Here is a 21,469-nt window from a genome sequence, read left to right as displayed (position 1 = left end):
GCATTCTGTCAGGCCACGCGTCCCTCATTCCCGATGCATCGGCCGCGTGGCGTCCTCCGGTCCGCTGTAGGACGCGTACGGTGAGGGCGCCGGCCCGTACTCGGGCTCGTAGACGGCCTGCTTCCCCGAGGACCGCCACCGCGACGGGAACAGCGAGACGACCACCAGCGCCACCCCCAGGAACAGCAGCACCCCCGAGTCCGCCACGGTCCGGAAACCCTGCTCCATGATATTCGGCAGCCAGTGGTCGGGCAGCACCCGCACGCCGACCTGCACCTCCACTGTGGGAATGACGCCCAGGGCGGTGAACGCCAGGCCGCCGAGCAGCGAGGCGATCGGCGACAGCCGCGAGCCGGCCAGGAACGCGAACGCGATCCCCGATGCCACGATCGCAGACAGCCCGAGCCAGGACGGCTGGAACGCCGACTGGAACCTGAGCAGATATTCGCCGATGCCGTACCAGAGGCTCGCGGCGATGATCGGAGGGAGGAGCAGTCCCGCGACCACTCCCAGAACATGACGGGCACCGTTTGACATGTCTAAACCCCGTTTGTTCGCTTGCGTCCCAACCTACCGCGCGATCCCACGGCGTGCGGGTGGCCTTCTCCACCCCCCCCTTGCTGAAAGCTCCCTGTGAAGGCTGCCCTCAGGCTTTGCCCGGGCGGCGGGCGCGGGCATCGTGGGCCGCATGAGATCCGCGATCCTGAAGACCGCACTCAGCACCCTCGTCGTGATCCTGCTCAGCGGCGTGCCCGCGCAGGCCACCGTGCAGGCCACCGGGAAGCCCGACACGTTCGCGCTGCCGAACGGGTTCCAGCCGGAGGGCATCGCGATCGGGCCTGGCCCGTACGCCTACTTCGGCTCCCGGGCGAGCGGCGACATCTACCGGGCCGACCTGCGGACCGGCGGGGGGTCCGTCATCAGCAAGGGCCCGGGCACGCCCTCGCTCGGGCTCAAGACCGACGGGCGCGGGCGGCTGTTCGTGGCCGGAGGCACCGGCGGCGACGCCCGCGTGATCGATCTGCGTACCGGCGAGGTCGTCAAGTCGTACAAGCTGACCGCCGACCCGGCGTTCGTCAACGACGTCATCCTCACCGGGCGCGCCGCGTACTTCACCGACTCCCGCAACCCCGTCCTGTACAAGCTGGCGCTCGGGCGCGGCGGCGCGCTGCCCGGCGAGGCCGTCAAGATCCCGCTGTCCGGCGCCATCCAGTACACGACCGGCAACAACGCCAACGGCATCGCCCCCAGCCCCGACCGGGAGTCGCTGCTGATCGTCCAGTCGAACACCGGCAAGCTGTTCGAGGTCGACCCGTCCTCCGGGGTCACCACGGAGGTGGACCTGGGCGGCGAGTCGCTCGTCAACGGCGACGGCCTGCTGCTGGAGGGGCGGACCCTGTACGCGGTGCAGAACCGCCTGAACGCGATCGCCGTCGTCAACCTGACGCGCGACGGCGCATCCGGAAAAGTCGTGAAACGGCTGACCGATCCGCGGTTCGACATCCCGACGACGGTCGCCGCCTCCGGCAAGCGCCTCTACCTGCCCAACGCCCGCTTCACGACGACCCCGGCCCCCGACACGCCGTACTCGGTGGTCGCCGTCAAGCGCTGACAGCCCTGGACGGGCAGGGGGCCGCCCTGCCCGTCCGGGCCCTACTTCTTGATCGTGTAGCTGTCGCCGTAGACCTTCCAGGTCAGCGGCGGGTTCAGGTCGAGGTTGCCGTTCTTGAGGAAGACGCGCTGCATCGTGTCCACGCGCGTCGTGTCCTCGTGCGCCTCCTCCGCCTTCATCGCCGCCTTCCTGGCGTCCAGGAACGCGTTCAGGTACGTCACCTCGTTCCCGCCCTGCGCGGGCGGCTTGGCCTTGGCCAGGGCCGACTTCCTGATGCCGCCGAAGCTCAGCTTGTCGCTGCCCGGCCCGTGCATGACCATGGCGTCGTAGTAGACGAACTGGCCGAGCGCGCGCAGCCCGTCCTGCTTGGCCTGGTTGACGGCCGGGTTGAAGTACACGCGGTCGCGCTCGTCGTTCTGGGCCTGCTGGAAGACGGTGTCCTTGGCGGCCGTCTTCCAGTCCTTGGTGAAGTTCGGGTCGAGGCCCTTGTGGGAGGCGCTGCCGTTCACCTTGCGCAGGGCCGGGAGGTATTTGGCGAGGACGTTGCCGGGCTTGCGCTCGGCGTAGAGCTCGACTAACTCCAGCATGTCGCCGGTGCCCGAGCAGAAGCCGATGATCCCCGCCGTGTAGCCGCGGTCGTCGTCGATGTCCTCGATGTAGCCGTACTGGGCCTTCCAGTCGAGCGAGGAGTTCTCCGCACTGGACACCAGCTGCATGGCGATGTCCTTCTTGTGCGGGTCGTCGAGGTCGGCCGGGCCGGTGCCGGTGACGGCGAGGGAGAGGGTCAGGAGTGTGGCGGTCAGCACATGAGCCCCTGGAGGAGAGGGAGGTTAGGAAAGCTTCCTAACGAAACATACTCCGATAAGTCAACCTAAGGGGCTCATGTTGTGAAAACTAACCCAAGGGCCGCAACGCGGCCAGCTGTTGCTCGAACGGGACGACCTCCTCCTCGGCCTCGGCCTTGGGCCTGCGGTGCAGCAGCAGGTCGGCCAGCTCCTCGGCGGCGCGGGCGATACGCGGGCCGAGGCCGTCGGTGAAGGCGTCGGCCGCGCCGCCCCAGTCCTCCGAGGCCGCGTACACGGCGGTGGGGACGACGACGGCGCGCAGATAGGCGAAGAGCGGGCGCAGCGCGTGCTCCAGCGCCAGCGAGTGCCGGGCCGTGCCGCCGGTGGCGGCGATCAGTGCGGGCTTGCCCGCCAGCGCCCCGTCGTCGATCACGTCGAAGAAGGACTTGAACAGGCCGCTGTACGAGCCGCTGAAGATCGGCGTGACCGCGATGAGCCCGTCGGCCTCCGTCACCGCCTCGATCGCCTCGCGCAGCCGGGCGTTCGGGAAGCCGGTCACGAAGTTGTTCGCGATGTCCACGGCGAGGTCGCGCAGCTCGATCACGCGTACCTCGGCCGGCGCCTGGCGCGTGACGGCCTCCGTCAGGCGGTCGGCGAGCAGGCGGCTGGAGGAGGGCTGGGTCAGCCCCGCCGTGACGACGGCGAGCTTCATCTGGTCGATCTCCTTTCCGATGGGTCAGGCGGTGGCGGGGACGCGGGCCGCGTGGGTGGGCCCGTCCGGGACCTCGGCGGGACGGTCCTTGGCGAACTCCTTGCGCAGCACCGGCACGACCTCCTCGCCGAGGATGTCGAGCTGCTCCAGCACGGTCTTCAGCGGCAGGCCCGCGTGGTCCATCAGGAACAGCTGGCGCTGGTAGTCGCCGAAGTAGTCCCTGAACTCGAGGGTCCTGTCGATGACCTGCTGCGGGCTGCCCACGGTGAGCGGCGTCTCCGCCATGAACTCCTCCAGCGACGGCCCGTGGCCGTACACGGGGGCGACGTCGAAGTACGGGCGGAACTCGCGCACCGCGTCCTGCGAGTTCTTGCGCATGAACACCTGGCCGCCCAGGCCCACGACGGCCTGCTCCGCGGTGCCGTGGCCGTAGTGCGCGTAGCGCTGGCGGTAGAGGTGGATCAGGCGCATGAAGTGCTCCTTCGGCCAGAAGATGTTGTTGGCGAAGAAGCCGTCGCCGTAGTAGGCGGCCTGCTCGGCGATCTCGGGGCTGCGGATCGAGCCGTGCCACACGAACGGCGGCACCCCGTCCAGCGGGCGCGGCGTCGAGGTGAAGCCCTGCAGCGGGGTGCGGAAGCGCCCCTCCCAGTCGACGACGTCCTCATGCCACAGCTTGTGCAGCAGGGAGTAGTTCTCGATGGCCAGCGGGATGCCCTGCCTGATGTCCTGGCCGAACCACGGGTAGACGGGCCCGGTGTTGCCCCGGCCCAGCATGAGGTCCACCCGGCCGTCCGCCAGGTGCTGCAGCATGGCGAAGTCCTCGGCGATCTTCACGGGGTCGTTGGTCGTGATCAACGTGGTGGCGGTGGACAGGATCAGGCGCTCCGTCTTGGCCGCGATGTAGCCGAGCATGGTGGTCGGCGAGGACGGCACGAAAGGCGGGTTGTGGTGCTCGCCGGTCGCGAACACGTCGAGCCCGACCTCCTCGGCCTTGAGCGCGATCGCCACCATCGCCTTGATCCGCTCGTGCTCCGTCGGCGTCCTGTCCGTGGTGGGGTCGGTGGTGACGTCGCCCACACTGAAGATTCCGAACTGCACTTTAGTCACCATCCATGACTGTTGAACTTTTGACGGCTACGGTAGCGCACAACCCCGCTGAGATATTCCACCATGGTGTGCACAAGTACGCGGAACCTCCAGGCGGATCACCACAGGCTGGAGGCTGACAACCACGCAGGTCCACGTCCCCGGCCCGCCTCCCGGCGGCTGAGTGACTAGGCGGCCAGCGCGTTGATGTCGGACGGGCCGAGGATGCGCTTGGGCGCGCCGCGCTCGGCGACCGCGATCATGGCCCGTCCGATGCGCTCCGTCGTGGTGACCGCCGACGCGAACAGCCGCCGCAGGATCGGGTAGAGCGGCCGCGTCACCACATAGGCCAACCGGTAGACCCGGGTCCGCGACGTGACGCCATGCATCGGCTGGATGTAGCCGGGCCGGAACATGTAAGCCTCGAAGGGCAGCTCCAGCAGCGCGTTCTCGGTCGCGCCCTTCACCCTGGCCCACATCGAGCGCCCCTGGGCGTCGGTGCCGGCGCCCGACACGTACACGAACGTCGAGCCGGGGTTGAGCCGGGCCAGCGTGCGGCCCGCGGACAGGGTGACGTCGTAGGTGATCCGCCGGTAGTCCGGCTCGCTCATGCCCGCCGACGAGACCCCGAGGCAGAAGAAGCAGGCGTCGTAGCCGGCCAGCTCGGCCTCGATCGGGGCAAGGTCGAGCAGGTCGCGGTGGGTGATCTCGCGCAGCTTGCCGTGGACGACCCCCGCCGGGGCGCGCCCGACGGTGAGCACGGCGTCCACCCGGTCGTCGAGCAGGCATTCCCTGAGCACCCCGCGCCCGATCATTCCGGTCGCCCCGAACAGGATCACCCTCATGCCCCGATTGTCTCTCGGATCTCGTCGGGCAGGGGATAGGGCTGCTCCGCGGGCAGCAGGCCGCTCACGTCCGCACGCGCCACGACCGCCGCGCGCACCTCCCGTACCCGGTCGGTGATGTCGGTGATCGCCAGCGTCCACTCGTCGACGTAGCGCCGCACGGCCTCGCCGGACAGCCCGACCTGGATCGACCGGTACGGCAGCGCCTGGTGCCGCACCCCGCGCTCGGGATCCCACTGGATCCGCACCGGGCTGCGCCGCATCCGGTCCGACCACCCGGGGCGGCGGTCGTCATGGCTCAGGCACGAGTGCGCCAGCGCCCACTCGAACCCCTCCCGCGACAGCGAAATGGCCAGCACCCGCTCCTGGCCGGGCTTGGTCGCCCACCCGCACCGGTACATCATCCACAGGAACGACGGCTTGATCCACGTCATCCGCTCGCGCTTGAACGGCGCCACGAACCGCTGCGCCGCCACGGCGGGCCCGGCGATGGCGGCGTCGTAGGCCTGGTAGACGGTGATCGACTCCTCGGTGTAGGCGGCACGGATCTGCCGGTAGGGCATGTTCATGCGGCCCAGCCTGGCGAAGAGCCGCACCGGAGGGCAACGGATTATGGCCCCGCCAGATCCCGGACCGCGAGCGCCAGGTGGGCGGTGGCGGGCGTCGGGACGGTCAGGCCGCAGGCCGAGATGCCGATCGCCCACTGCGTCCCGGGCACGACCGCGCTCGCGCACGCCACGTCCTCCCTGAACTGCCCGTGCTCCTCCACCACCTGCCCGGGCCGCAGCCCCGCCAGCTCCTCCTCCAGCTCCTCCACGCTCGAAGGGGTCACGGAGGTGAAGCGCTGCATGCCGTGCCCGATGAGCACGCCGCGCCGGACATGCGGCGGGAGGGACAGCAGCAGCGCCTTGCCGAGCGCGGTGGCGTGCGGCGCCGTCTCCAGGCCCGCCTGCAGGTCCTCCAGCCACGGCGAGCGCGGCCCCTCCGCCACCTCCACCACCATCAGCCGCTCGTCGGCGAGCTGGGCCAGGTAGGCGGAGTGGCCGGAGGCGTCGGCCAGGTGCCGCAGCACCTCCGAGGCGCGCGGCGGCCGCTCGAACGACTCCAGCATCTCGTGGAACCGCTCGGCCACCTGCGAGCCCGGCAGGTAGTCGCCGTCGGGCAGCCGGTGCAGGTAGCCCTCGTAGCACAGGGTTCGGACGAGGTGGTACGACGTGGACAGGTTCAGGCCACATCGGCGGGCGATGACCTTGACCGACAGCGGCCGGTCGGCACGCGAGACCTCTTCCAGCACGCGGAGCGCGCGGGAGACGCTGCGGATCAGGTCGCTGGGTTCTTCCCCGGTCATCCATATAGCATGCCGCCGCGTCGGCTTCTCCGCCCTTACGCGAAGGACCGAGCTTGCAGCCGTTCTCGGCGGCCGTGACGGCTCCCGCTACGGCTCCATGGCCTTGGTCCGGTGCACGGCCTGGAGCAGCCCGATGGCCACCAGCCCGGCGACCGTGGCCGAGCCGCCGTAGGAGACGAACGGCAGCGGCACGCCCACGATCGGCACGAGGCCCACGGTCATGCCCACGTTCACGAACGTCTGGAACGCGATCCACGACACCAGCGCACCGGCCAGCACGGTCCCGTAAGGGGAGTCGCCGCGCCGGGCGATGGCCAGCCCGCGCCACAGCAGCGCGCCCACGCACAGCACGATGAGCGCCGCGCCGACGAACCCGAGCTCCTCACCCGCGACGGTGAAGATGAAGTCCGTGTGCTGCTCGGGCACGAAGTGCCCGGCGGTCTGCTCGCCGTTGAACAGCCCCTTGCCGTAGAGGCCGCCCGACCCGATGGCGATGCGCGCCTGGGCGGCGTTGTAGCCCACGCCGCCCGGGTCGGACGCGGGGTCCGCCAGCACGAGCAGCCGTTCGATCTGGTACGGCCGCACCAGCCCCAGCTTCCAGGCCGCCGCGCCCGCCCCCACCGCCCCGGCGAAGAGCACCAGCAGCCACCGCTTGGGCGCCCCCGACACCAGCAGCGCCCCGGTCACCATGGCCGCGAACACCAGCATCGTCCCCAGGTCCGGCTGCAGCGCGATCAGCCCGATCGGCACCGCGGCCAGCACCAGCGCCAGCACCACCCCTCCGAACCCGGGCCGCCGCTGCCCGTCGCGCAGCTCGCCGAGCGGCACCGCGAAGGCCAGCGCCAGCGCCACCTTCGCGAACTCCGACGGCTGGAACTGCACTCCCGGGGCCGGCGCGATCCACGAGTGCGCCCCGTTCACCCGCACGCCCAGCGGGGTCAGCACGCCCGCCAGCGAGACCAGGGCCAGCACGTACACCACCGGCACGTACGCCCGCAGCACCCGCAGGTCGACCCGCGAGACCAGCCACATGAGCACCAGCCCGAGCCCGACGCTGACCGCCTGCCGCACCAGCAGCGAGTAGTCGCCCTCCATCCGCGTGGCCGACCACACCAGCAGCAGGCCCACCGCCGAAAGGGCCAGCGCCAGCAGCGTCAGGATCCGATCGGGCGCGGCCAGCGTCGGCGCCCACACCAGACGCGACCTCATCGCCTCTCCTGTGTTGAATGGTCGCGCTCACTTGGCCCTCGCTGGTCACGCGAGCTACCGCTCTCGGGCCTGAACGTTCGCCGCTCCGTCAACCCCAGGATGCCCTCCCAGATGGCACGAGCCGCGGGCGCCGCGCCCTCCGCGCCCCGGCCGCCCTCCGACAGCACGACCACCACGGTGTAGGCCGGATCGGGGGCGAAAGAGGCGAACCAGGAGGTGTCCCGCCGCCCGAACGACTCCGCCGTACCGGTCTTCCCGGCCACCGCGATCCGGTCGAACGGGAACTTCTCGAAAGCACCCCGCGCCGTCCCCGACCGGGGCACCTGGCTCAGCGCCTCCCTGATGAACCGCAGCGTCTCGCCGGAGGCCGGCAGCCGCCCCGCCACCGGCGGCTGGATCGTCCGCACGGTGCTCCCGTCGGGCCGCACGACCCGCAGCCCCACGCGCGGGCTGTACAGCGTGCCGCCGTTGGCGACGGCCGCGTACGCCCGCGCCAGCTGCAGCGGCGTCACCAGCACGCCGCCCTGCCCGATGGCGAAGTTGGCCGCGTCGCCGCCCCGCCACACGCCGCCGCCCCGGCAGTTCTCCCCGGCGACGGCCGTCAGGTACGCGGCCCGCCCCCGGTCGGCCAGCTCCGGGTAGCCCTTGACCGCGCGCCGGCAGCTCTCCTCGCGCGTGGCCTGCCAGTACGCCTTCTTCGACGCCGGGTCGGGCACCGCGCCCGCCGCCTCGCCCGGCAGGTCGACGCCCGTCGGCCGGCCGAACCCGAACCCGCGGGCGGTCCTCTGCATGACGTCCGACCCGCGCTCCCAGAGCTGGTCGGCGAGCCGGTAGAAGATCGTGTCGCACGACTCCACCAGCGCCTCGCGCATGGTCATCGGGCCGAGGTCCGCGCTCGCGAAGTTCCTGAACAGGCGGTTGCCGACGGTGTAGCCGCTCGGGCAGTCGTACGTGGCGCCGAGCCCGTACCCGGCGGCCGCGGCGGCCACCACCGAGGCGACCTTCCAGGTGGAGCCCGGCGCCCACTCGCCCTGCACGGCCCGCGACAGCAGCGGCAGCGCCTTGTACTCGCGGGCCGTCACGCCGTCGGTCCACACGGCCGGGTCGTACGAGGGCCGCCCCGCCAGCGCCACCACCCGCCCGGTCTCCGACTCCATCACCACCGCCGCGCCCGACGAACCGCCGCTGCTCGACAGGGCCCGGCTCAGCGCCTGCTCGGCGATGGTCTGGATGCGGGAGTCGATGCTGGTCACGAGCGTGTCGCCGGCGACGGGCTGGTCGAGGCGGATGACCCGGGTGACCCGGCCGGTGTTGTCCACGGCCACCTCCCGCCGTCCCGCCCTGCCGGCCAGCTCCTTGTCGTACACGCCTTCGAGGCCGTCGCGGCCCTTCGCGCCCTGCACGTACCCGAGCGTGTGCGCCGCCGCCGCGCCGAACGGGTAGACCCGGACGGGCCGCAGCTCCGTGCGCACCCCCGGGAAGTCCTGCTGCCGCTCGCTGATCAGCAGCGCCGTGACGCCCTCGGCGACGGGGATCGGCTCGTACGGCGAGCCCTGCCAGCACGGCTGCGCCACCCGCGGCCCGCACGGCCGCACCTTCTCCGCCAGCTGCCGGTACGGCTGCCGCAGCGCCTTCCCCAGCCGGGTGAGCACCGCCGCGCCACCGTCGGGCTGGTGGGCCAGCTCGACGGCGTCCACCGTCACCACCGGCCTGGTGTTGTTCGTCACCAGCGGCCGTCCGGCCACGTCGAGGATCTGGCCCCTCGTCGGCGGCAGCGACACGGTCCTGATCCGCACCTCGGCCGCCGCCTGCGCGTAGCGCGCGCCGCCGGCCACCTGCAGCTGCCACAGCCGCCCCACCAGCGTGAGCATCATCGCCGCGACGACCAGCCGCAGCACGAACAGCCTGGCCCTAGACACGGCGCGGCTCCGCCGCCGAACGGCCGGGCACCGGCCAGGGGTCCCTCGGCCTGCGCCGCGCCAGCGCCACGCCGACCGCCGCACCCACCGCCGCGCCGAGCGCCACCGTCCAGCCCAGCGTCCGTGGCAGCTCGGGGACGACCCCCGTCCAAGAGGCGTCCCCGAGCGCCACGGCGGCCGCGGCCTGCAGCAGGACGCCCATGGCGGCACCCGCCGCGGCCACCGGGAACGGCCTGCCCTCGCGCCAGTGGCCGACCAGCAGGCCCACGATCGACAGCACCAGCGCCGTCCGGCCCACCGTGCCGTCGGCGGGCGGCGTCACGTCGGCGGCCAGCCCGGCCACCAGCCCCGCCACGCACCCCCACACCGGCCCCCGGGCCAGCGCCAGCCACACCACGGCCAGCGTCACCAGGTCAGGACCGCCCCAGGGCGACCGGTTGACCAGCAGCACCTGCAGCAGCGGAGCCGCGAACACCAACACCACCAGCCCCATGGCTCACCGTCCCGGGTCGGGGACGACGACCGAGACGAGGTCGAGCGCGGACAGGCGGGCCGCGGGCCGCACCAGCGCCGTGCGGGTGGCCGCGCCCGAGACCTTCTCGATCGCGCTGACCGTGCCGATGGCCAGCCCGGCCACGTACGGCCGCCCGCCCGCCGAGCCGAGCGTCACCACCCGGTCGCCCACCTTCACGGGCGCGTCCGGGTCGAACAGGCTCAGCCGCAGGCTCCCCTCACCCGGCACGCCCGTGACCAGGCCGAGCTCGCCCGAGCCCGCCATGCGCGCGCCCACGGACGACCCCGCGTCCGTGATCAGCGACACCGTGGCCGTCGCCGGGCCCGCCCAGGTGACCTTGCCGACCAGGCCGTCGGCGTTCAGCACCGTCACGTCGCGCACGACGCCCGCCCCGGTCCCGGCGTCGATGGTGACCCGCTGCCCCTGCCCGAACCCCACCACGTGCGCGGCCACGCCCCGCGCGCTCGCCCCGGGCCGTTGCCGGGCCGCCAGCAGGTCGGCCCGCAGCTGCGCGTTCTCGCGCTCCAGCAACCGCACCCGCTGCTCGCCGCCGACGGACCTGGTGACCGCGCCGATCGCGTTCTCCAGCGTGCCGAACACGGCCGATCCCGCCGCCCGCAGCGGTGCCAGGGGCGTCAGCGTACGGTCGATCACGACGGTCAGGACGGCGGCGGCGAGCACGAGCAGGACGAACGCCCGCTTCACCGACGGGACCGATCGGGCAGCAGCACGTCACGCATGGCCTGGAAACGTTCGACGCAGCGGCCCGCGCCCAGCGCCACCGAGTAGAGCGGCTTGTCCACGACCCGGATCGGCATGCCGGTGGCCGCGCCCATCCGGTCGGCCAGGCCGCGTAACAGGGCGCCGCCGCCGGTCAGCACGATCCCGTTGTCCAGCAGGTCGCCCGCGAGTTCGGCCGGGCACTGGTCGAGCGTGGCCTGCACGGCGTCGATGATGGCCTGGACCTGGTCCTCGATGGCCTCGCTGATCTGCTCGGAGGTGATGGTGATGGTCTTCGGCAGCCCGCTGACCAGGTCGCGGCCGCGTACCGGGGCCGAGGTCTTCGGATCGAGCTGCCGTGGCCCGGTCGCGGGCGCCGCGTCGAGCCGCCTGGTCCTGGACCTGAACGGGTTCCAGCGGTGCGGGGCGGGCGGCGGCTCCGGCTCGGCCTCCTCCACGACGACCGCCGTACCCTGCCCGTCGGCGAGGGGGACGCCGACCCGGTGCCTGCCGGGGACGGGGTCGGCGTCGTGCACGCGAGCGGGCCTGACCATGCCCAGGTCGATCTTCAGGCGTTCGGCCGTGCGCTCGCCCAGCAGCAGCGCGTGCTCCTTCTTGGTGTGGGTGATGATCGCCTCGTCCAGCTCGTCGCCGCCCACCCGCAGCGACTTCGCGACCACGACGCCGCTCATGGAGACGATGGCGACCTCCGTGGTGCCGCCGCCGATGTCGACCACCATGTTGCCGGTGGCCTCGCCGACCTTCAGCCCGGCGCCGATCGCCGCGGCCATCGGCTCCTCGATGATGTGCACCCGGCGCGCCCCCGCCTCGTAGGCGGCCTCCTTGACCGCCCGCTGCTCGATGGAGGTGGTGCCGCTCGGGACCGCCACGACGATGCGCGGCTTGGCCAGGAACCTGCTCGGGTGCGCCCTCTGGATGAACATCCGCAGCATCCGCTCGGCCGCGTCCAGATCCGCGATCACGCCGTCCTTGAGCGGCCTGATCGTGGCGATGTGCGGGGGAGTACGGCCCATCATCCGCTTGGCCGCCCTGCCCACGGCCACGACGGTGTTCTTGTGCAGGTTGATCGCGATGACGGAGGGCTCGTTCAGGACGATGCCCTTCCTGCGGACGTAGACGAGAGTGTTGGCCGTACCGAGATCGACGGCTATGTCGTGACCGAGAAGACCCAATGCGAATGCCATGTGCCGCACAGCCTTTCGACCGGAAGGGCAGGGGGACTGCTGCCCGCACTCGCGCTGCCCTGACGGTTTTGACCACAAACGTCTTAACTCTGTATCCGCCCCCGTCCCCGCAGCTCAGCCGGTGTGCCGGGCCGGGTGGCGAGCACGGGAACCGGATCACCGGGCGGTGCGCCAGGCCTGCTCCTCGACCAGCTCCACGCTGCGCCACCCGCCGGAGGTGCGCCGCAGGCGATGGTGGTACCAGCCGCCGCCGTGCAGGAAGCCCTCGGTGTCCGCGGTGACCATGTCCCTGGTGGGGGCGAGGGTGTCGGTGAAGGGGGCGCTCACGCGCGCCTCGCCGTCCTGGAAGTCGATGGTCGGGGCCCCGATGAGGTGCAGCCGCCCCGGCCAGTGCGGCAGCACCTCGGCGAGCCAGGCCTTGACCTCGTCCCGGGAGCCCCTGATGCCGCCGGTGGCGCGGTAGTCGATCACCGCGTCCGGGCTGAACACCTCGTCGAGCAGGTCCCACTGGCCGGAGTCGATGGCGCGGGTGTAGCGGGCCAGCAGTCCGGTGATTTCGAGTCGATCGGCGATCTCCTGCGTGTCCATGGGGTGATCGTCGCGCTATGCGCGCTCGTTGGCCAGATCATTCAGCGGCGCAGCAGCCCGGCCAGCCGCTCGCGTGAGGCCCGTACGGTGAACGGCTCGCAGGTCGCGCAGAAGTAGCCGCGGCCGAACGTGAACTCCACGGCGCCGCCCGTGGCCAGGTTGACCAGCACGCGCTCGTTGTCCACGCTCACGGTGCGCGGGTTCTGCGGCGGCGGCATGAGCGGGCGCAGCGCCCCGGCCAGCCGCCGACGGCCCGCCGGGGTGAGCACGGCCGGGGTGAAGATCTCCTGTACGGCGAGCGCCCGGCCCAGGGCCCGGTCGTAGTTGACGGCCCGCCCGGCGTCCCCCGCCATCATGTAGCGGACGGAGATCACGTCGGCGTCGTTACGCACGACGACGTACGTGGCCGTGACGAGCCCGGTGGCCGCGGGATCGGCCCGCAGGCTTCGCAACGTGCGTTCGACGGCCTCGCGCACGGGCTCGGCGAGCGCCGCGTTGATCCGCGCCGCGTCGGCGCCCTGGGCCCGCGGGTAGGAGACGTCGATCGTGAGCCTCGGGCGCTGCTCCCGCCAGGCGACGGGGCCGATCGCGACCCGCTCGCGGGCCGGGCCGCCCTGCACGGCCGGCGCCGCCGCCACGAGCACCAGCAGCACCGCGCCGTACAGGAGGATCTTCCGCCGCAGTGGCACCACCAGCGCCGCGGCCACGAGCGGCCCGGCGACGAGGCCCGTCTGCAGCCCGGTGACCGGGTCGAACAGGCCGGCCAGCCCGCCGGCGAGCACCGACAGCCCCCAGACGGCCAGCAACGGGGCCGCGCGGCGCTCCTTCGTGTTCAGCCGGGCGAAGCCGAGGTAGACCAGCCCGGCGAGGAGCAGCACGTAGAGCACGCCGGTCAGGTTCTCCAGCGGCGGGCGGGTCACGCACAGCACCGGCACGGCCAGGAACGGCGCGTCGGCCCGCCCCACGGGCGGTCCCGCGCCGAACCCCTGGAACGCCCCCGCCACCACGGCGATCACCAGCGCCGCCCCGCCCGCCCGCGCCGCGGCCAGGCCGCGCTCCCGGCGGCTCGGCACGTGCGGGCGCACCTGCTCCTTCCAGGCCCGGTACCGCTCGCGCAGCTTGGCCCAGCCCTCCTCGCCCGTCAGCTCGACAATGCGTACGAACCTGGTCAGGCCGACCTGCGAATGCACGATGAACAGCAGCGCCCCCAACACCGGCACCACGAACCCGGTGAACGCGGCGGCCTCCCGGGCGGGCGCGACGTCCAGCGGCCGCTCGCCGGTGACCGCGTGGCCGATCACGCTGCCGAGGTTCCAGGCCAGCGCGGCGGCCAGCGCGAGCGCACCCGTCAGCAGCAGGTAGTCAGAGGCGGGGAAGAGCCGTACGAGCTGCCCCCGGATCGCGACGTACACCAGTACCGCCGCCGTCACCCCGAACACGGCCACCACCGCCCACACCCACACCACCACGGTCCCGCCCAGCGCCGGATCGGGCGGGGCGAGCAGCGCGAGCGCCCGCAGCGGCGCGGGCGTCCCCTCGTCGAACGTCCGCCGCGTCAGCAGCGGGAACCTCGAGGTGACGGCCAGGCAGAAGTACGTCAGCGCGAGCGCCGCCCCGGCCACCAGCAGGCTCCACCGCCGATCGGGCCGCACGGGATCGGGTGCCGTGGCCGGGCGCTCCCTGGCCGGAACGACCGTCTGGATCCCGATGGCGGCCGCCGCGAGCAGCAACGGGGGCACGGCGACCTGGGCGGGGTGGGCGATCAGCGCCGCCCCGAGGTCACGGAGGTACTCCGCCGCCCAGGCCCAGTCCAGCGGGTCGGCGAGCAGCAGCTCCCGCATGCCGCGGTCGATGGCGACGACGGCCGCGTACACGACCGGGGCGGCGGTCAGCACGATCCACGCCAGGACGAACGCCCGCCCCGGCCGCCCCTCGACCGGTAATCGCCGCCGCAGCACGCCCTCCAGCGACCCGGCCGCGACGGCGGCGAGCACCACGGCCACCTGGTCGAAGTAGTTCAGCGAGAGCGGCAGCCAGGCGAGCAGCTCCTGCCGCCCGAGGAAGGCGCTCCACACCACCGACCACCCCGCCACCAGGCCCGGCAGCACCCAGCCACGCGGCCGGAACGCCGACGTGCCCTGCTTCGCGGGCCCGGCGGGCGCCGCCCGGGTGACGGCCAGCACCAGCAGAGCGGAGAGCAGCGCCGTCGCCATCCCCCACGAGGCGGCGTACGTCAGGTGCTCCCGAAAGGGCATGCCTCGCAGCCGCGCCCACATCAGCACGGCCAGCACTCCCGCGGGACCGCCGGCGAGCCCCCAGCAGACCAGCACCCCCAGCCGCGACCCGCCGAACCCGGCCCACCGGAACGCGAGATACGCCCCGCCCGTCAGCGCGACCGAGAAGGCCACCAGCACCGCCGCCGTGCCCCCGCCCGTCCCGGGGAAGACCAGGACGCCGCCGAAGGCCCGGCCGAGCGGGAATCCGCCCACCGGCGGCAGGGCGGACCCGCCGGAGACGGCGAGCGCGCAGACCACGGCCGCGAGCAGGAAGATACGGGTCGTTTTCGCCACACCTCGTCCTCTGCCCGAGCCGGGTCGGATGCCGCCGCCCGGTGACGGGGAAGTGTCTCACCGGTGAGCGCCACCCGCTGGTGTTCGCTGTCGTGTCCCGACGATCATCGGCTCGCTGGGCGTCGGCGTTGCTGCTCGCGGTGCTGCCCGGCGTCCTGTTCCGGATCGACGCGCTCCTGCCCGAACCCGAGGACGCCACGGGCCTGTACGGGTTCGTGACCCTGTATTCGTGCCGGATCGACCTGTCCGTCCGCTACTGGGACAGCGCGCTGCGGGACTTCCCGCTCTTCTCGTACAGCGGCGCACCGTTGATCGTCCTCGGCTTCGCGGGCTGGTACGCGAGCCTGCGGAAGGGGCGTGACCGGCTCGTCCGCGCGGCCGCCGTGGTCCTGACGGTGACGGCGACCCTCCTGGTCGCGGTCGGGTCCGTCCCTCCGGGCAAGGTGAGCGCCGACAGCGAGCTCGACTGCGCCGGATTCGGCCGCGGCACCCCCGAGCCCGCCGTACGGGACGCGCCCCATGCGTCCCTGCTGCCGGCGCTGGCCTCGCTCTGCCCCTCTGTTGCGAGCCGGCAGGCGGCGCAGGAGAGCCAGCGGCAGGAGGAAGCGGCCGCGTACGTCGCCGGGAAGGAGCGGGCCTGCGCCCGGCACCGGACCCACCGCCCCAGGATCAAGCCGGTACGCCAGCGGCGCGCCACGATGTTCACCGAGTTCTGGACCATCGGGGGGTGGGAGGACGGCTCCGAGGGCCGCGTTCCCGACCTGGTCGAGAACCTGGTCGGGAGCGAGCAGAAGGAGCCGGTCGTCCATCGGTGACGCCCGGCACCCCCGCCCCTCGCGGCCTACGGGTTGAGGTCGGCGGCGGAACGCTCGGCGAAGATCCGCATGGCCTTGGTGGTGATCGGGCCGGGAGCGATCGGCAGCTCGGTGTCGTCGACGAGCCTGATCGGCTGGATGTCGCGGGTCGTCGAGGTCAGGAACGCCTCCTCGGCCTCGTACAGCGCCGACAGCGGCACGTCGGTCTCCTCCCCGCCGCACCATTCGAGCACCAGCGCCCGGGTCACCCCGGCCAGGGGGCCGGCCTCGAGGGTGGGGGTGAGCAGGCGGCCGTCGCGGACGATGAAGATGTTGGAGCCGGTGCCCTCGCAGAGGTCGCCCGCCAGGTTGCCGAAGATGGCCTCGCCGCCGCCGCGCTTCTTGGCGAACAGCAGGGCCTTGGCGTTGTCGCCGTACGAGGTGCTCTTGACCCCGGACAGGGCGCCGCGCTCGTTGCGGGGCCAGGGGACGACGGTGACGTTGGCGGTGGCCGGGAACGGCTTCTGCTCGTCCACGATGACGACGGAGGTGGTGCCCTGGTCGCCGCGGTCGGAGCCGAGAGGGCCGGGGCCGCTGGTGTAGGTGACGCGGATGCGGCCGAGCGCCCACGCGGGCGCGACGGCCAGGAGCTTGCCGATGCCGTCGGCGATGGCGTCGACGTCGGGCTCGGGCAGGTCCATGCGCTGGGCGGAGAGCGTGAGCCGGTCGAGGTGACGGGTGAGCGCGAACGACCGGCCGTTCACGATCTTGATGGTCTCGAAGACGCCGTCGCCGACCATGAGTCCGTGGTCGAACACCGATACGGTGGCCTGCGCGGGGTCGATCAGCTCGCCGTTGACCCAGACAGGGATGTTCATGTAGTTCCTCCTGTGGATGCCAGTGCGATGAGCCTGGCTGCTTTGAGCTCGGTCTCGAGCCATTCGCGCCTGGGGTCGCTGCCCCAGGTGATGCCCGCTCCCGTGCCGAATCGGAGCTCGCCTTTGCCGTGAGCCAACGGCGAGATCCAGAATGTTCTGATGCCCACGGCCAGCGCCGCCCGGCGGCGGTCGGCGTCGACCCAGCCCACAGCCCCACAGTACGGCCCCCGGGGTGCAGGTTCGAGCTCGTTGATGATGCGCAGAGCCGACGACTTGGGCGCGCCCGTGACAGATCCGGGCGGGAAAGTCGCGGCGAAGAGCTCGGGCCAGCCCGCCCCCGGCGCCAGTCTGGCCCGGACGGTGGAGACGAGATGGACGAGCCCCGGGTGCTCCTCGACGGCGCAGAGCGACGGCACCTCGACCGATCCGACGGCCGCGACCCTGCCGAGGTCGTTGCGGACGAGGTCGACGATCATGACGTTCTCGGCGTAGTCCTTGTCGAGGAGGTCGTCCGCGGTCGCGCCGGTGCCCTTGATGGGCCTGGACTCCACCACGTCGCCGTCACGCGACAGGTAGAGCTCGGGCGATGCGGACACCACGCTCAGGCCGGGCACCCGGATGACGGCCGCGTACGGCGCGGGGTTGCCCGCGGCCAGCCGGGCGGCCAGGGCGAGCGGGTCGGCGTCGGCCGGGACGGGGGCCGTCAGGATCCGGCAGAGGTTCGCCTGGTAGACCTCGCCCCGCTCGATGTAGCCGCGGATGGCGCGCACGCCCCGCTCGTAGGCGGCCTGATCGAGCGAACTGCGCCACTGGTCGGGCCGGGGCCCGTGCCAGGGGCGGGCGGGAGCGGGCAGGGGAGACTCGCGCACCCGGTCGAACCGGGCACACGTCACCTTGCCCTCGTAGTCGACGACGACAGCCCACCAGCCCTCGCCGTCGAGCGCGGCCAGGTCGGAGGTCACGTCGCGCAACCCGGTCGCGTACACGTGGCCTAAGTGGGCGAAACCGTCGTACACATTCTCCATTCTCCCAGCATTTCGACGAGCTCCAGCGCGGCCGGCAGCGGCGCCTCGGGCAGGGCCGCGTACACCTTCCGCGCGGGCGCCATCCCCCGCAGCGGCCGCAGCACCAGATCCCCCGGTACGGCCCGCGCCGCCAGCTCCGGAACCAGCGTCACCCCGAGCCCGGCGGCGACGAACCCGAACTTGCCCGTCCACTCGGCCACCCGCAGCCCGCTGCGCGGCGTGAACCCGGCCGCCGCGCACGCGGTCACCAGCAGGGTCGGCTGGCCGCGCGGGGCGGCCTCGATCCACGTCTCCTCCGCCAGGTCCCGCAGGTCCACGTCGGCCTCGGCGGCCAGCCGGTGGCCGCCGGGCAGCGCGACCAGCAGCCGGTCCTCACGCAGCGGCACCGTACGGACGCCTTCGGCGGACAGCCCAGCCGGGTAGTCGCTGATCACGGCCACGTCGAGGGCGCCCCCGCGCAGCCGGTCCATCAGCCGCGAGGTCAGCCCCTCGATCAGCCGCAGCTCGACGTCGGGCCGCCGCTCGGCGAACCGTTTCAGCGTGCCGGGCACCAGATCCACGTTCGCCGTGGCGAACGCGCCCACCCGCAGCGTCCCGCCCCGGCCGGTGTGGATGGCGGCCAGCTCCTCGCCCGCACGTTCGAGCCGGTCGAGCACGGCCGTGGCATGCCGGTGCAGCGCCTTCCCCGCCGGGGTCAGGCGCACCCCGCGCGGCAGGCGCTCGAAGAGCGGCCCGCCGGTGGCGCGCTCCAGCGCGGCGACGCGGCGGGAGACCGCCGACTGGGTGTAGCCGAGCAGCTCGGCGGCGGCCGTGAAGGAGCCGCTCACGGCGACCTCGTGGAACAGCCGCAGCGCTCCGGGGTCCAAGGCATTCAGATCTCGCATGGCTGATATGCAATCTAGTCGGTGGTGGAATACCTCGCATCCAGGTTGACTGTGGCGCATGATTACTTTTCTCGGACAGGGACGCATGGGCGTCCCCATGGCCCGGCGGCTGACCCAGGCCGGGCACAAGGTGACGACGTGGCGGCGCGGGAGCGGCGTGACCGCGGCGGAGGCGGTGGACGGGGCCGAGCTGGTCATCACCATGCTCAGCGACCCGGCCGCGGTGCGGGAGGTGCTGACGGCGGCGCTACCGGGGCTGCGGCCCGGCGCGACGGTGGTGGAGATGTCCACGATCGGCCCGGAGGCGGTGCGCGAGCTGCGCGCGCTGCTGCCGGCCGAGGTGGGCCTGGTGGACGCGCCGGTGCTGGGCAGCGTGGGCCCCGCGGCCGACGGCACGCTGACCGTGCTGGCCGGCGGTGACGTGTCGGGCTGCCGCGAGGTGCTGTCGGTGTTCGGGTCGGTGCGGGAGCTCGGGCCGCTGGGCGCGGGCGCGGCCATGAAGATCGCCGTCATGAGCGCGATCGTGCCCGCTCAGGTGCTGCTGGCGGAGACGTTCGCGTACGGCGAGGCGCACGGCGTGGACCGTGGCGCGCTGGCCGACGTGCTGTCGGGCACCCCGCTGGGCACGCTTGCGGAGCGGCTGCGCGTGCCGTCCGCCGAGACCCGCTACTCGCTGGGGCACGCGACCAAGGACCTGGAGCTGGGCTCCTGGGAGGGTGCCTCCATGGCCGGCGCCGCCCGGGCCAGGCTGCAGGAGGCGCGGGCGGCCGGGCTGGGGGAGCGCGACCTGACGGCGATCGCCGAGCATGTCGGCGGGGGGACCACCCACCGTGCGGTGCCGCTGAACCTGTCCACGATCCCCGCCACGAACGGCCGCTACTCGCACGCCGTACGCGTCGGCGACATGCTCTACGTCTCCGGCCAGGCCGCCTTCGACGAGCAGGGGAACATCGTCGGCGAAGGATCCATGGCCGCCCAGTCCGAGCACATCTTCCAGGTGATCTCGCGCATCCTCGCCGATCAGGGGGCGACGTTCGAGGACATCGCGTTCATCCGGACGTACGTGACGGACATGGACCAGCTCCTCGACTACGGGCGGGTCCGCGCGAAGTACATCACCGGCACGCCCCCGGCCAGCACCACCGTGGAGGTGTCCAGGCTGTTCCGGCCGGGGCTGCTGCTGGAGGTGGACCTGATCGTCGCGCTCCCTGGCTAGTTCAGGGGCCCGGCGACCGACTCCGCCGCCGCCACCACGCCGCCCTCGGCGACCAGGCGTACGGCGGACTCGATCTCCGGCGCGAGGAACCGGTCCGGCCCGGGGGCGGGCACGGTCTCGCGCAGGGCCTTGACGACGGCCGCGGTCGCGGGCGCGGGCTCCAAAGGGGCGCGCAGGTCGAGCGCGCGGGCGGCGGTGAGCACCTCGACCGCCAGCACGCGGGTGAGCCCGTCCACCGACCTGCGCAGCTTGCGCGCCGCCGACCAGCCCATGGACACGTGGTCCTCCTGCATGGCCGAGCTGGGGATCGAGTCCACGCTGGCGGGCACGGCCAGGCGCTTCATCTCGGAGACGATGGCCGCCTGGGTGTACTGGGCGATCATGTGACCCGAGTCCACGCCGGGGTCGTGGGCCAGGAAGGCGGGCAGGCCGTGGTTGCGGGCCACGTCCAGGAACCGGTCGGTACGCCGTTCCGACATCGAGGCCAGGTCGGCGGCCACCACGGCCAGGAAGTCCAGGACGTACCCGATCGGCGCGCCGTGGAAGTTGCCGTTGGACTCGACGCGGCCGTCGGCCAGCACCGCGGGGTTGTCGACGGCGCTGGCCAGCTCCCATCCGGCAACGGTGGCGGCGTGCGCGATCGTGTCGCGGGCGGCACCGGCGACCTGGGGGGCGCAGCGCAGCGAGTAGGCGTCCTGGACGCGGGTGCAGGACTCCGGGTCGCGGTGGCTGGCCATGATGCCGGACTCGCGCAGGACCTTGGTCATGTTGGCGGCGGACAGGGCCTGGCCGGGGTGCGGCCTGAGCGCCTGCAGCTCCGGCATGAACACCCGGTCGGTGCCCAGCAGCGCCTCCACGCTCATCGCGGCGCTGACGTCGGCGGTCCTGACGAGCGCCGTGAGGTCGTGGATGGCCAGGATGAGCATGCCGAGCATGCCGTCCGTGCCGTTGATGAGCGCCAGGCCCTCCTTGGCGGCCAGCTCGACGGGGTCGATGTGGGCCTGCTTGAGCGCCTCGCCGGCGGGCTGGAGGTTCCCGGAGCCGTCGCGTACGACGCCCTCGCCCATCAGCGTGAGCGCGACGTGCGCCAGCGGCGCGAGGTCGCCCGAGCAGCCGAGGCTGCCGTACTCGTGCACGACCGGCGTGATGCCCGCGCTGATCAGCGCGGCCAGGGTCTTGGCCGTGGTGGGCCTGATGCCGGTGTGGCCGGTGGCGAGCGTGTGCAGGCGCAGCAGCATGAGCGCGCGCACGACCTCGGTCTCGACCTCGGGCCCGCTGCCCGCCGCGTGGGAGCGCACCAGCGAGCGCTGGAGCTGGGCGCGCAGCGCCGGGTCGATGTGGCGGGTGGCCAGGGCTCCGAAGCCCGTCGAGATGCCGTACGCGGGCGTCGGGCTCTCGGCCAGCTCGTCCACCCGCTGGCGGGCGGCTGAGATGGCGGCCAGGGCGTCGTCGGTGAGCTGTACGGGGGCGCCGTGGCGGGCCACCCGGATGACGTCGTCGAAGGTCAAGGGCTCGGGGCCGACGTTCACGACCTCGTTGTCGCGCATGGGGCGTTCTCT

The 21,469-nt window shown here is 72.8% G+C and carries 21 protein-coding genes; 3 read left to right on the top strand and 18 right to left on the bottom strand.

Annotated features, from left to right (window positions below):
* Positions 1-24: 24 nt before the first annotated feature.
* Positions 25-537 (bottom strand): hypothetical protein, encoded by a 513-nt coding sequence (locus tag ACIHFD_RS42915; protein ID WP_397371815.1) that lies wholly within the window; start codon positions 535-537, stop codon positions 25-27.
* Positions 538-688: 151 nt separating this feature from the next.
* Between ACIHFD_RS42915 and ACIHFD_RS42910 the strand changes: the two genes are divergently transcribed.
* Positions 689-1,612 (top strand): superoxide dismutase, encoded by a 924-nt coding sequence (locus tag ACIHFD_RS42910; RefSeq protein WP_397371814.1) that lies wholly within the window; start codon positions 689-691, stop codon positions 1,610-1,612.
* Positions 1,613-1,653: 41 nt separating this feature from the next.
* Here ACIHFD_RS42910 and ACIHFD_RS42905 read toward each other — a convergent pair whose 3' ends face one another.
* The 13 genes from ACIHFD_RS42905 to ACIHFD_RS42845 form a co-directional block, all read right to left on the bottom strand.
* A complete protein-coding gene (locus ACIHFD_RS42905; RefSeq protein WP_350727092.1) occupies positions 1,654-2,418 on the bottom strand; it encodes a chitosanase in 765 nt (254 codons plus the stop codon).
* An 88-nt stretch (positions 2,419-2,506) separates the two neighbouring features.
* Complete coding sequence (locus ACIHFD_RS42900; RefSeq protein WP_397371813.1) at positions 2,507-3,109, bottom strand: FMN reductase; 603 nt, start codon at positions 3,107-3,109, stop codon at positions 2,507-2,509.
* 24 nt (positions 3,110-3,133) lie between these two features.
* The gene (locus tag ACIHFD_RS42895) at positions 3,134-4,207 is read right to left on the bottom strand and encodes an LLM class flavin-dependent oxidoreductase (protein WP_350727094.1); all 1,074 of its coding nucleotides are present in this window, start codon (positions 4,205-4,207) and stop codon (positions 3,134-3,136) included.
* Between the two features lie 176 nt (positions 4,208-4,383).
* Entirely contained in the window at positions 4,384-5,040 is a 657-nt protein-coding gene (locus tag ACIHFD_RS42890) for an epimerase (RefSeq protein WP_397371812.1), read from the bottom strand.
* The gene (locus ACIHFD_RS42885) at positions 5,037-5,609 is read right to left on the bottom strand and encodes a DUF4291 domain-containing protein (RefSeq protein ID WP_397371811.1); all 573 of its coding nucleotides are present in this window, start codon (positions 5,607-5,609) and stop codon (positions 5,037-5,039) included. Before ACIHFD_RS42885 ends, ACIHFD_RS42890 begins: the two co-directional genes overlap by 4 nt.
* Positions 5,610-5,650: 41 nt before the next feature.
* Positions 5,651-6,388 (bottom strand): IclR family transcriptional regulator, encoded by a 738-nt coding sequence (locus ACIHFD_RS42880; RefSeq protein ID WP_397371810.1) that lies wholly within the window; start codon positions 6,386-6,388, stop codon positions 5,651-5,653.
* 87 nt (positions 6,389-6,475) lie between these two features.
* Positions 6,476-7,597 (bottom strand): rod shape-determining protein RodA, encoded by a 1,122-nt coding sequence (rodA, locus tag ACIHFD_RS42875; RefSeq protein WP_397371809.1) that lies wholly within the window; start codon positions 7,595-7,597, stop codon positions 6,476-6,478.
* Positions 7,594-9,516 carry a penicillin-binding protein 2 gene (gene mrdA / locus ACIHFD_RS42870; RefSeq protein ID WP_397371808.1) on the bottom strand — a complete coding sequence of 641 codons (1,923 nt, stop codon included), beginning with the start codon at positions 9,514-9,516 and terminating at the stop codon, positions 7,594-7,596. The genes rodA and mrdA overlap by 4 nt, the downstream gene beginning before the upstream one ends.
* Positions 9,509-10,009, bottom strand: a complete 501-nt coding sequence (locus ACIHFD_RS42865; RefSeq protein ID WP_397371807.1) for a rod shape-determining protein MreD — start codon at positions 10,007-10,009, stop codon at positions 9,509-9,511. The genes mrdA and ACIHFD_RS42865 overlap by 8 nt, the downstream gene beginning before the upstream one ends.
* Positions 10,010-10,012: 3 nt before the next feature.
* Complete coding sequence (gene mreC / locus ACIHFD_RS42860; protein ID WP_397371806.1) at positions 10,013-10,735, bottom strand: rod shape-determining protein MreC; 723 nt, start codon at positions 10,733-10,735, stop codon at positions 10,013-10,015.
* Positions 10,732-11,955: a rod shape-determining protein gene (locus tag ACIHFD_RS42855; RefSeq protein WP_397371805.1), complete on the bottom strand. Its 1,224-nt coding sequence runs from the start codon at positions 11,953-11,955 to the stop codon at positions 10,732-10,734. Before ACIHFD_RS42855 ends, mreC begins: the two co-directional genes overlap by 4 nt.
* A 156-nt stretch (positions 11,956-12,111) precedes the next feature.
* Positions 12,112-12,543, bottom strand: coding sequence for a nuclear transport factor 2 family protein (locus tag ACIHFD_RS42850; RefSeq protein WP_397371804.1), 432 nt, complete (start codon positions 12,541-12,543; stop codon positions 12,112-12,114).
* A gap of 41 nt (positions 12,544-12,584) precedes the next feature.
* A complete protein-coding gene (locus tag ACIHFD_RS42845; protein ID WP_397371803.1) occupies positions 12,585-15,113 on the bottom strand; it encodes a hypothetical protein in 2,529 nt (842 codons plus the stop codon).
* Between the two features lie 92 nt (positions 15,114-15,205).
* Here ACIHFD_RS42845 and ACIHFD_RS42840 point away from each other — a divergent pair, with 92 nt between their 5' ends.
* The gene (locus tag ACIHFD_RS42840; protein WP_397371802.1) at positions 15,206-15,928 is read left to right on the top strand and encodes a hypothetical protein; all 723 of its coding nucleotides are present in this window, start codon (positions 15,206-15,208) and stop codon (positions 15,926-15,928) included.
* A gap of 26 nt (positions 15,929-15,954) precedes the next feature.
* On the opposite strand, the gene ACIHFD_RS42835 is transcribed toward ACIHFD_RS42840, so the two are convergent.
* From ACIHFD_RS42835 to ACIHFD_RS42825, 3 genes are read right to left on the bottom strand one after another with little or no spacing between them, the layout of a single operon-like run.
* Complete coding sequence (locus ACIHFD_RS42835) at positions 15,955-16,785, bottom strand: aminotransferase class IV (RefSeq protein WP_350727106.1); 831 nt, start codon at positions 16,783-16,785, stop codon at positions 15,955-15,957.
* A complete protein-coding gene (locus tag ACIHFD_RS42830) occupies positions 16,782-17,810 on the bottom strand; it encodes a chorismate-binding protein (RefSeq protein ID WP_397371801.1) in 1,029 nt (342 codons plus the stop codon). Before ACIHFD_RS42830 ends, ACIHFD_RS42835 begins: the two co-directional genes overlap by 4 nt.
* Positions 17,777-18,694, bottom strand: a complete 918-nt coding sequence (locus ACIHFD_RS42825) for a LysR substrate-binding domain-containing protein (protein WP_363972220.1) — start codon at positions 18,692-18,694, stop codon at positions 17,777-17,779. Before ACIHFD_RS42825 ends, ACIHFD_RS42830 begins: the two co-directional genes overlap by 34 nt.
* A gap of 58 nt (positions 18,695-18,752) precedes the next feature.
* Between ACIHFD_RS42825 and ACIHFD_RS42820 the strand changes: the two genes are divergently transcribed.
* Positions 18,753-19,910 carry a Rid family hydrolase gene (locus ACIHFD_RS42820; protein WP_397371800.1) on the top strand — a complete coding sequence of 386 codons (1,158 nt, stop codon included), beginning with the start codon at positions 18,753-18,755 and terminating at the stop codon, positions 19,908-19,910.
* On the opposite strand, the gene hutH is transcribed toward ACIHFD_RS42820, so the two are convergent.
* Positions 19,907-21,457, bottom strand: a complete 1,551-nt coding sequence (gene hutH / locus ACIHFD_RS42815) for a histidine ammonia-lyase (RefSeq protein WP_397371799.1) — start codon at positions 21,455-21,457, stop codon at positions 19,907-19,909. The genes ACIHFD_RS42820 and hutH overlap by 4 nt on opposite strands.
* Positions 21,458-21,469: the final 12 nt, after the last annotated feature.

Source organism: Nonomuraea sp. NPDC051941 (assembly GCF_044593615.1).
The sequence above is the reverse complement of the archived record's forward strand: the minus strand, read 5'-3'. Positions and strand labels throughout refer to the sequence as shown.

Excerpts from the sequence above, each read along its gene's own strand:
- ACIHFD_RS42900 (WP_397371813.1), bottom strand. The coding sequence starts at position 3,109 with ATGAAGCTCGCCGTCGTCACGGCGGGGCTGACCCAGCCCTCCTCCAGC.
- ACIHFD_RS42835 (WP_350727106.1), bottom strand. The coding sequence starts at position 16,785 with ATGAACATCCCTGTCTGGGTCAACGGCGAGCTGATCGACCCCGCGCAG.
- ACIHFD_RS42910 (WP_397371814.1), top strand. The coding sequence starts at position 689 with ATGAGATCCGCGATCCTGAAGACCGCACTCAGCACCCTCGTCGTGATC.
- hutH (WP_397371799.1), bottom strand. The coding sequence starts at position 21,457 with ATGCGCGACAACGAGGTCGTGAACGTCGGCCCCGAGCCCTTGACCTTC.
- ACIHFD_RS42850 (WP_397371804.1), bottom strand. The coding sequence starts at position 12,543 with ATGGACACGCAGGAGATCGCCGATCGACTCGAAATCACCGGACTGCTG.
- rodA (WP_397371809.1), bottom strand. The coding sequence starts at position 7,597 with ATGAGGTCGCGTCTGGTGTGGGCGCCGACGCTGGCCGCGCCCGATCGG.
- ACIHFD_RS42890 (WP_397371812.1), bottom strand. The coding sequence starts at position 5,040 with ATGAGGGTGATCCTGTTCGGGGCGACCGGAATGATCGGGCGCGGGGTG.
- ACIHFD_RS42865 (WP_397371807.1), bottom strand. The coding sequence starts at position 10,009 with ATGGGGCTGGTGGTGTTGGTGTTCGCGGCTCCGCTGCTGCAGGTGCTG.
- ACIHFD_RS42825 (WP_363972220.1), bottom strand. The coding sequence starts at position 18,694 with ATGCGAGATCTGAATGCCTTGGACCCCGGAGCGCTGCGGCTGTTCCAC.
- ACIHFD_RS42880 (WP_397371810.1), bottom strand. The coding sequence starts at position 6,388 with ATGACCGGGGAAGAACCCAGCGACCTGATCCGCAGCGTCTCCCGCGCG.
- ACIHFD_RS42820 (WP_397371800.1), top strand. The coding sequence starts at position 18,753 with ATGATTACTTTTCTCGGACAGGGACGCATGGGCGTCCCCATGGCCCGG.
- ACIHFD_RS42855 (WP_397371805.1), bottom strand. The coding sequence starts at position 11,955 with ATGGCATTCGCATTGGGTCTTCTCGGTCACGACATAGCCGTCGATCTC.
- ACIHFD_RS42915 (WP_397371815.1), bottom strand. The coding sequence starts at position 537 with ATGTCAAACGGTGCCCGTCATGTTCTGGGAGTGGTCGCGGGACTGCTC.
- ACIHFD_RS42830 (WP_397371801.1), bottom strand. The coding sequence starts at position 17,810 with ATGGAGAATGTGTACGACGGTTTCGCCCACTTAGGCCACGTGTACGCG.
- ACIHFD_RS42885 (WP_397371811.1), bottom strand. The coding sequence starts at position 5,609 with ATGAACATGCCCTACCGGCAGATCCGTGCCGCCTACACCGAGGAGTCG.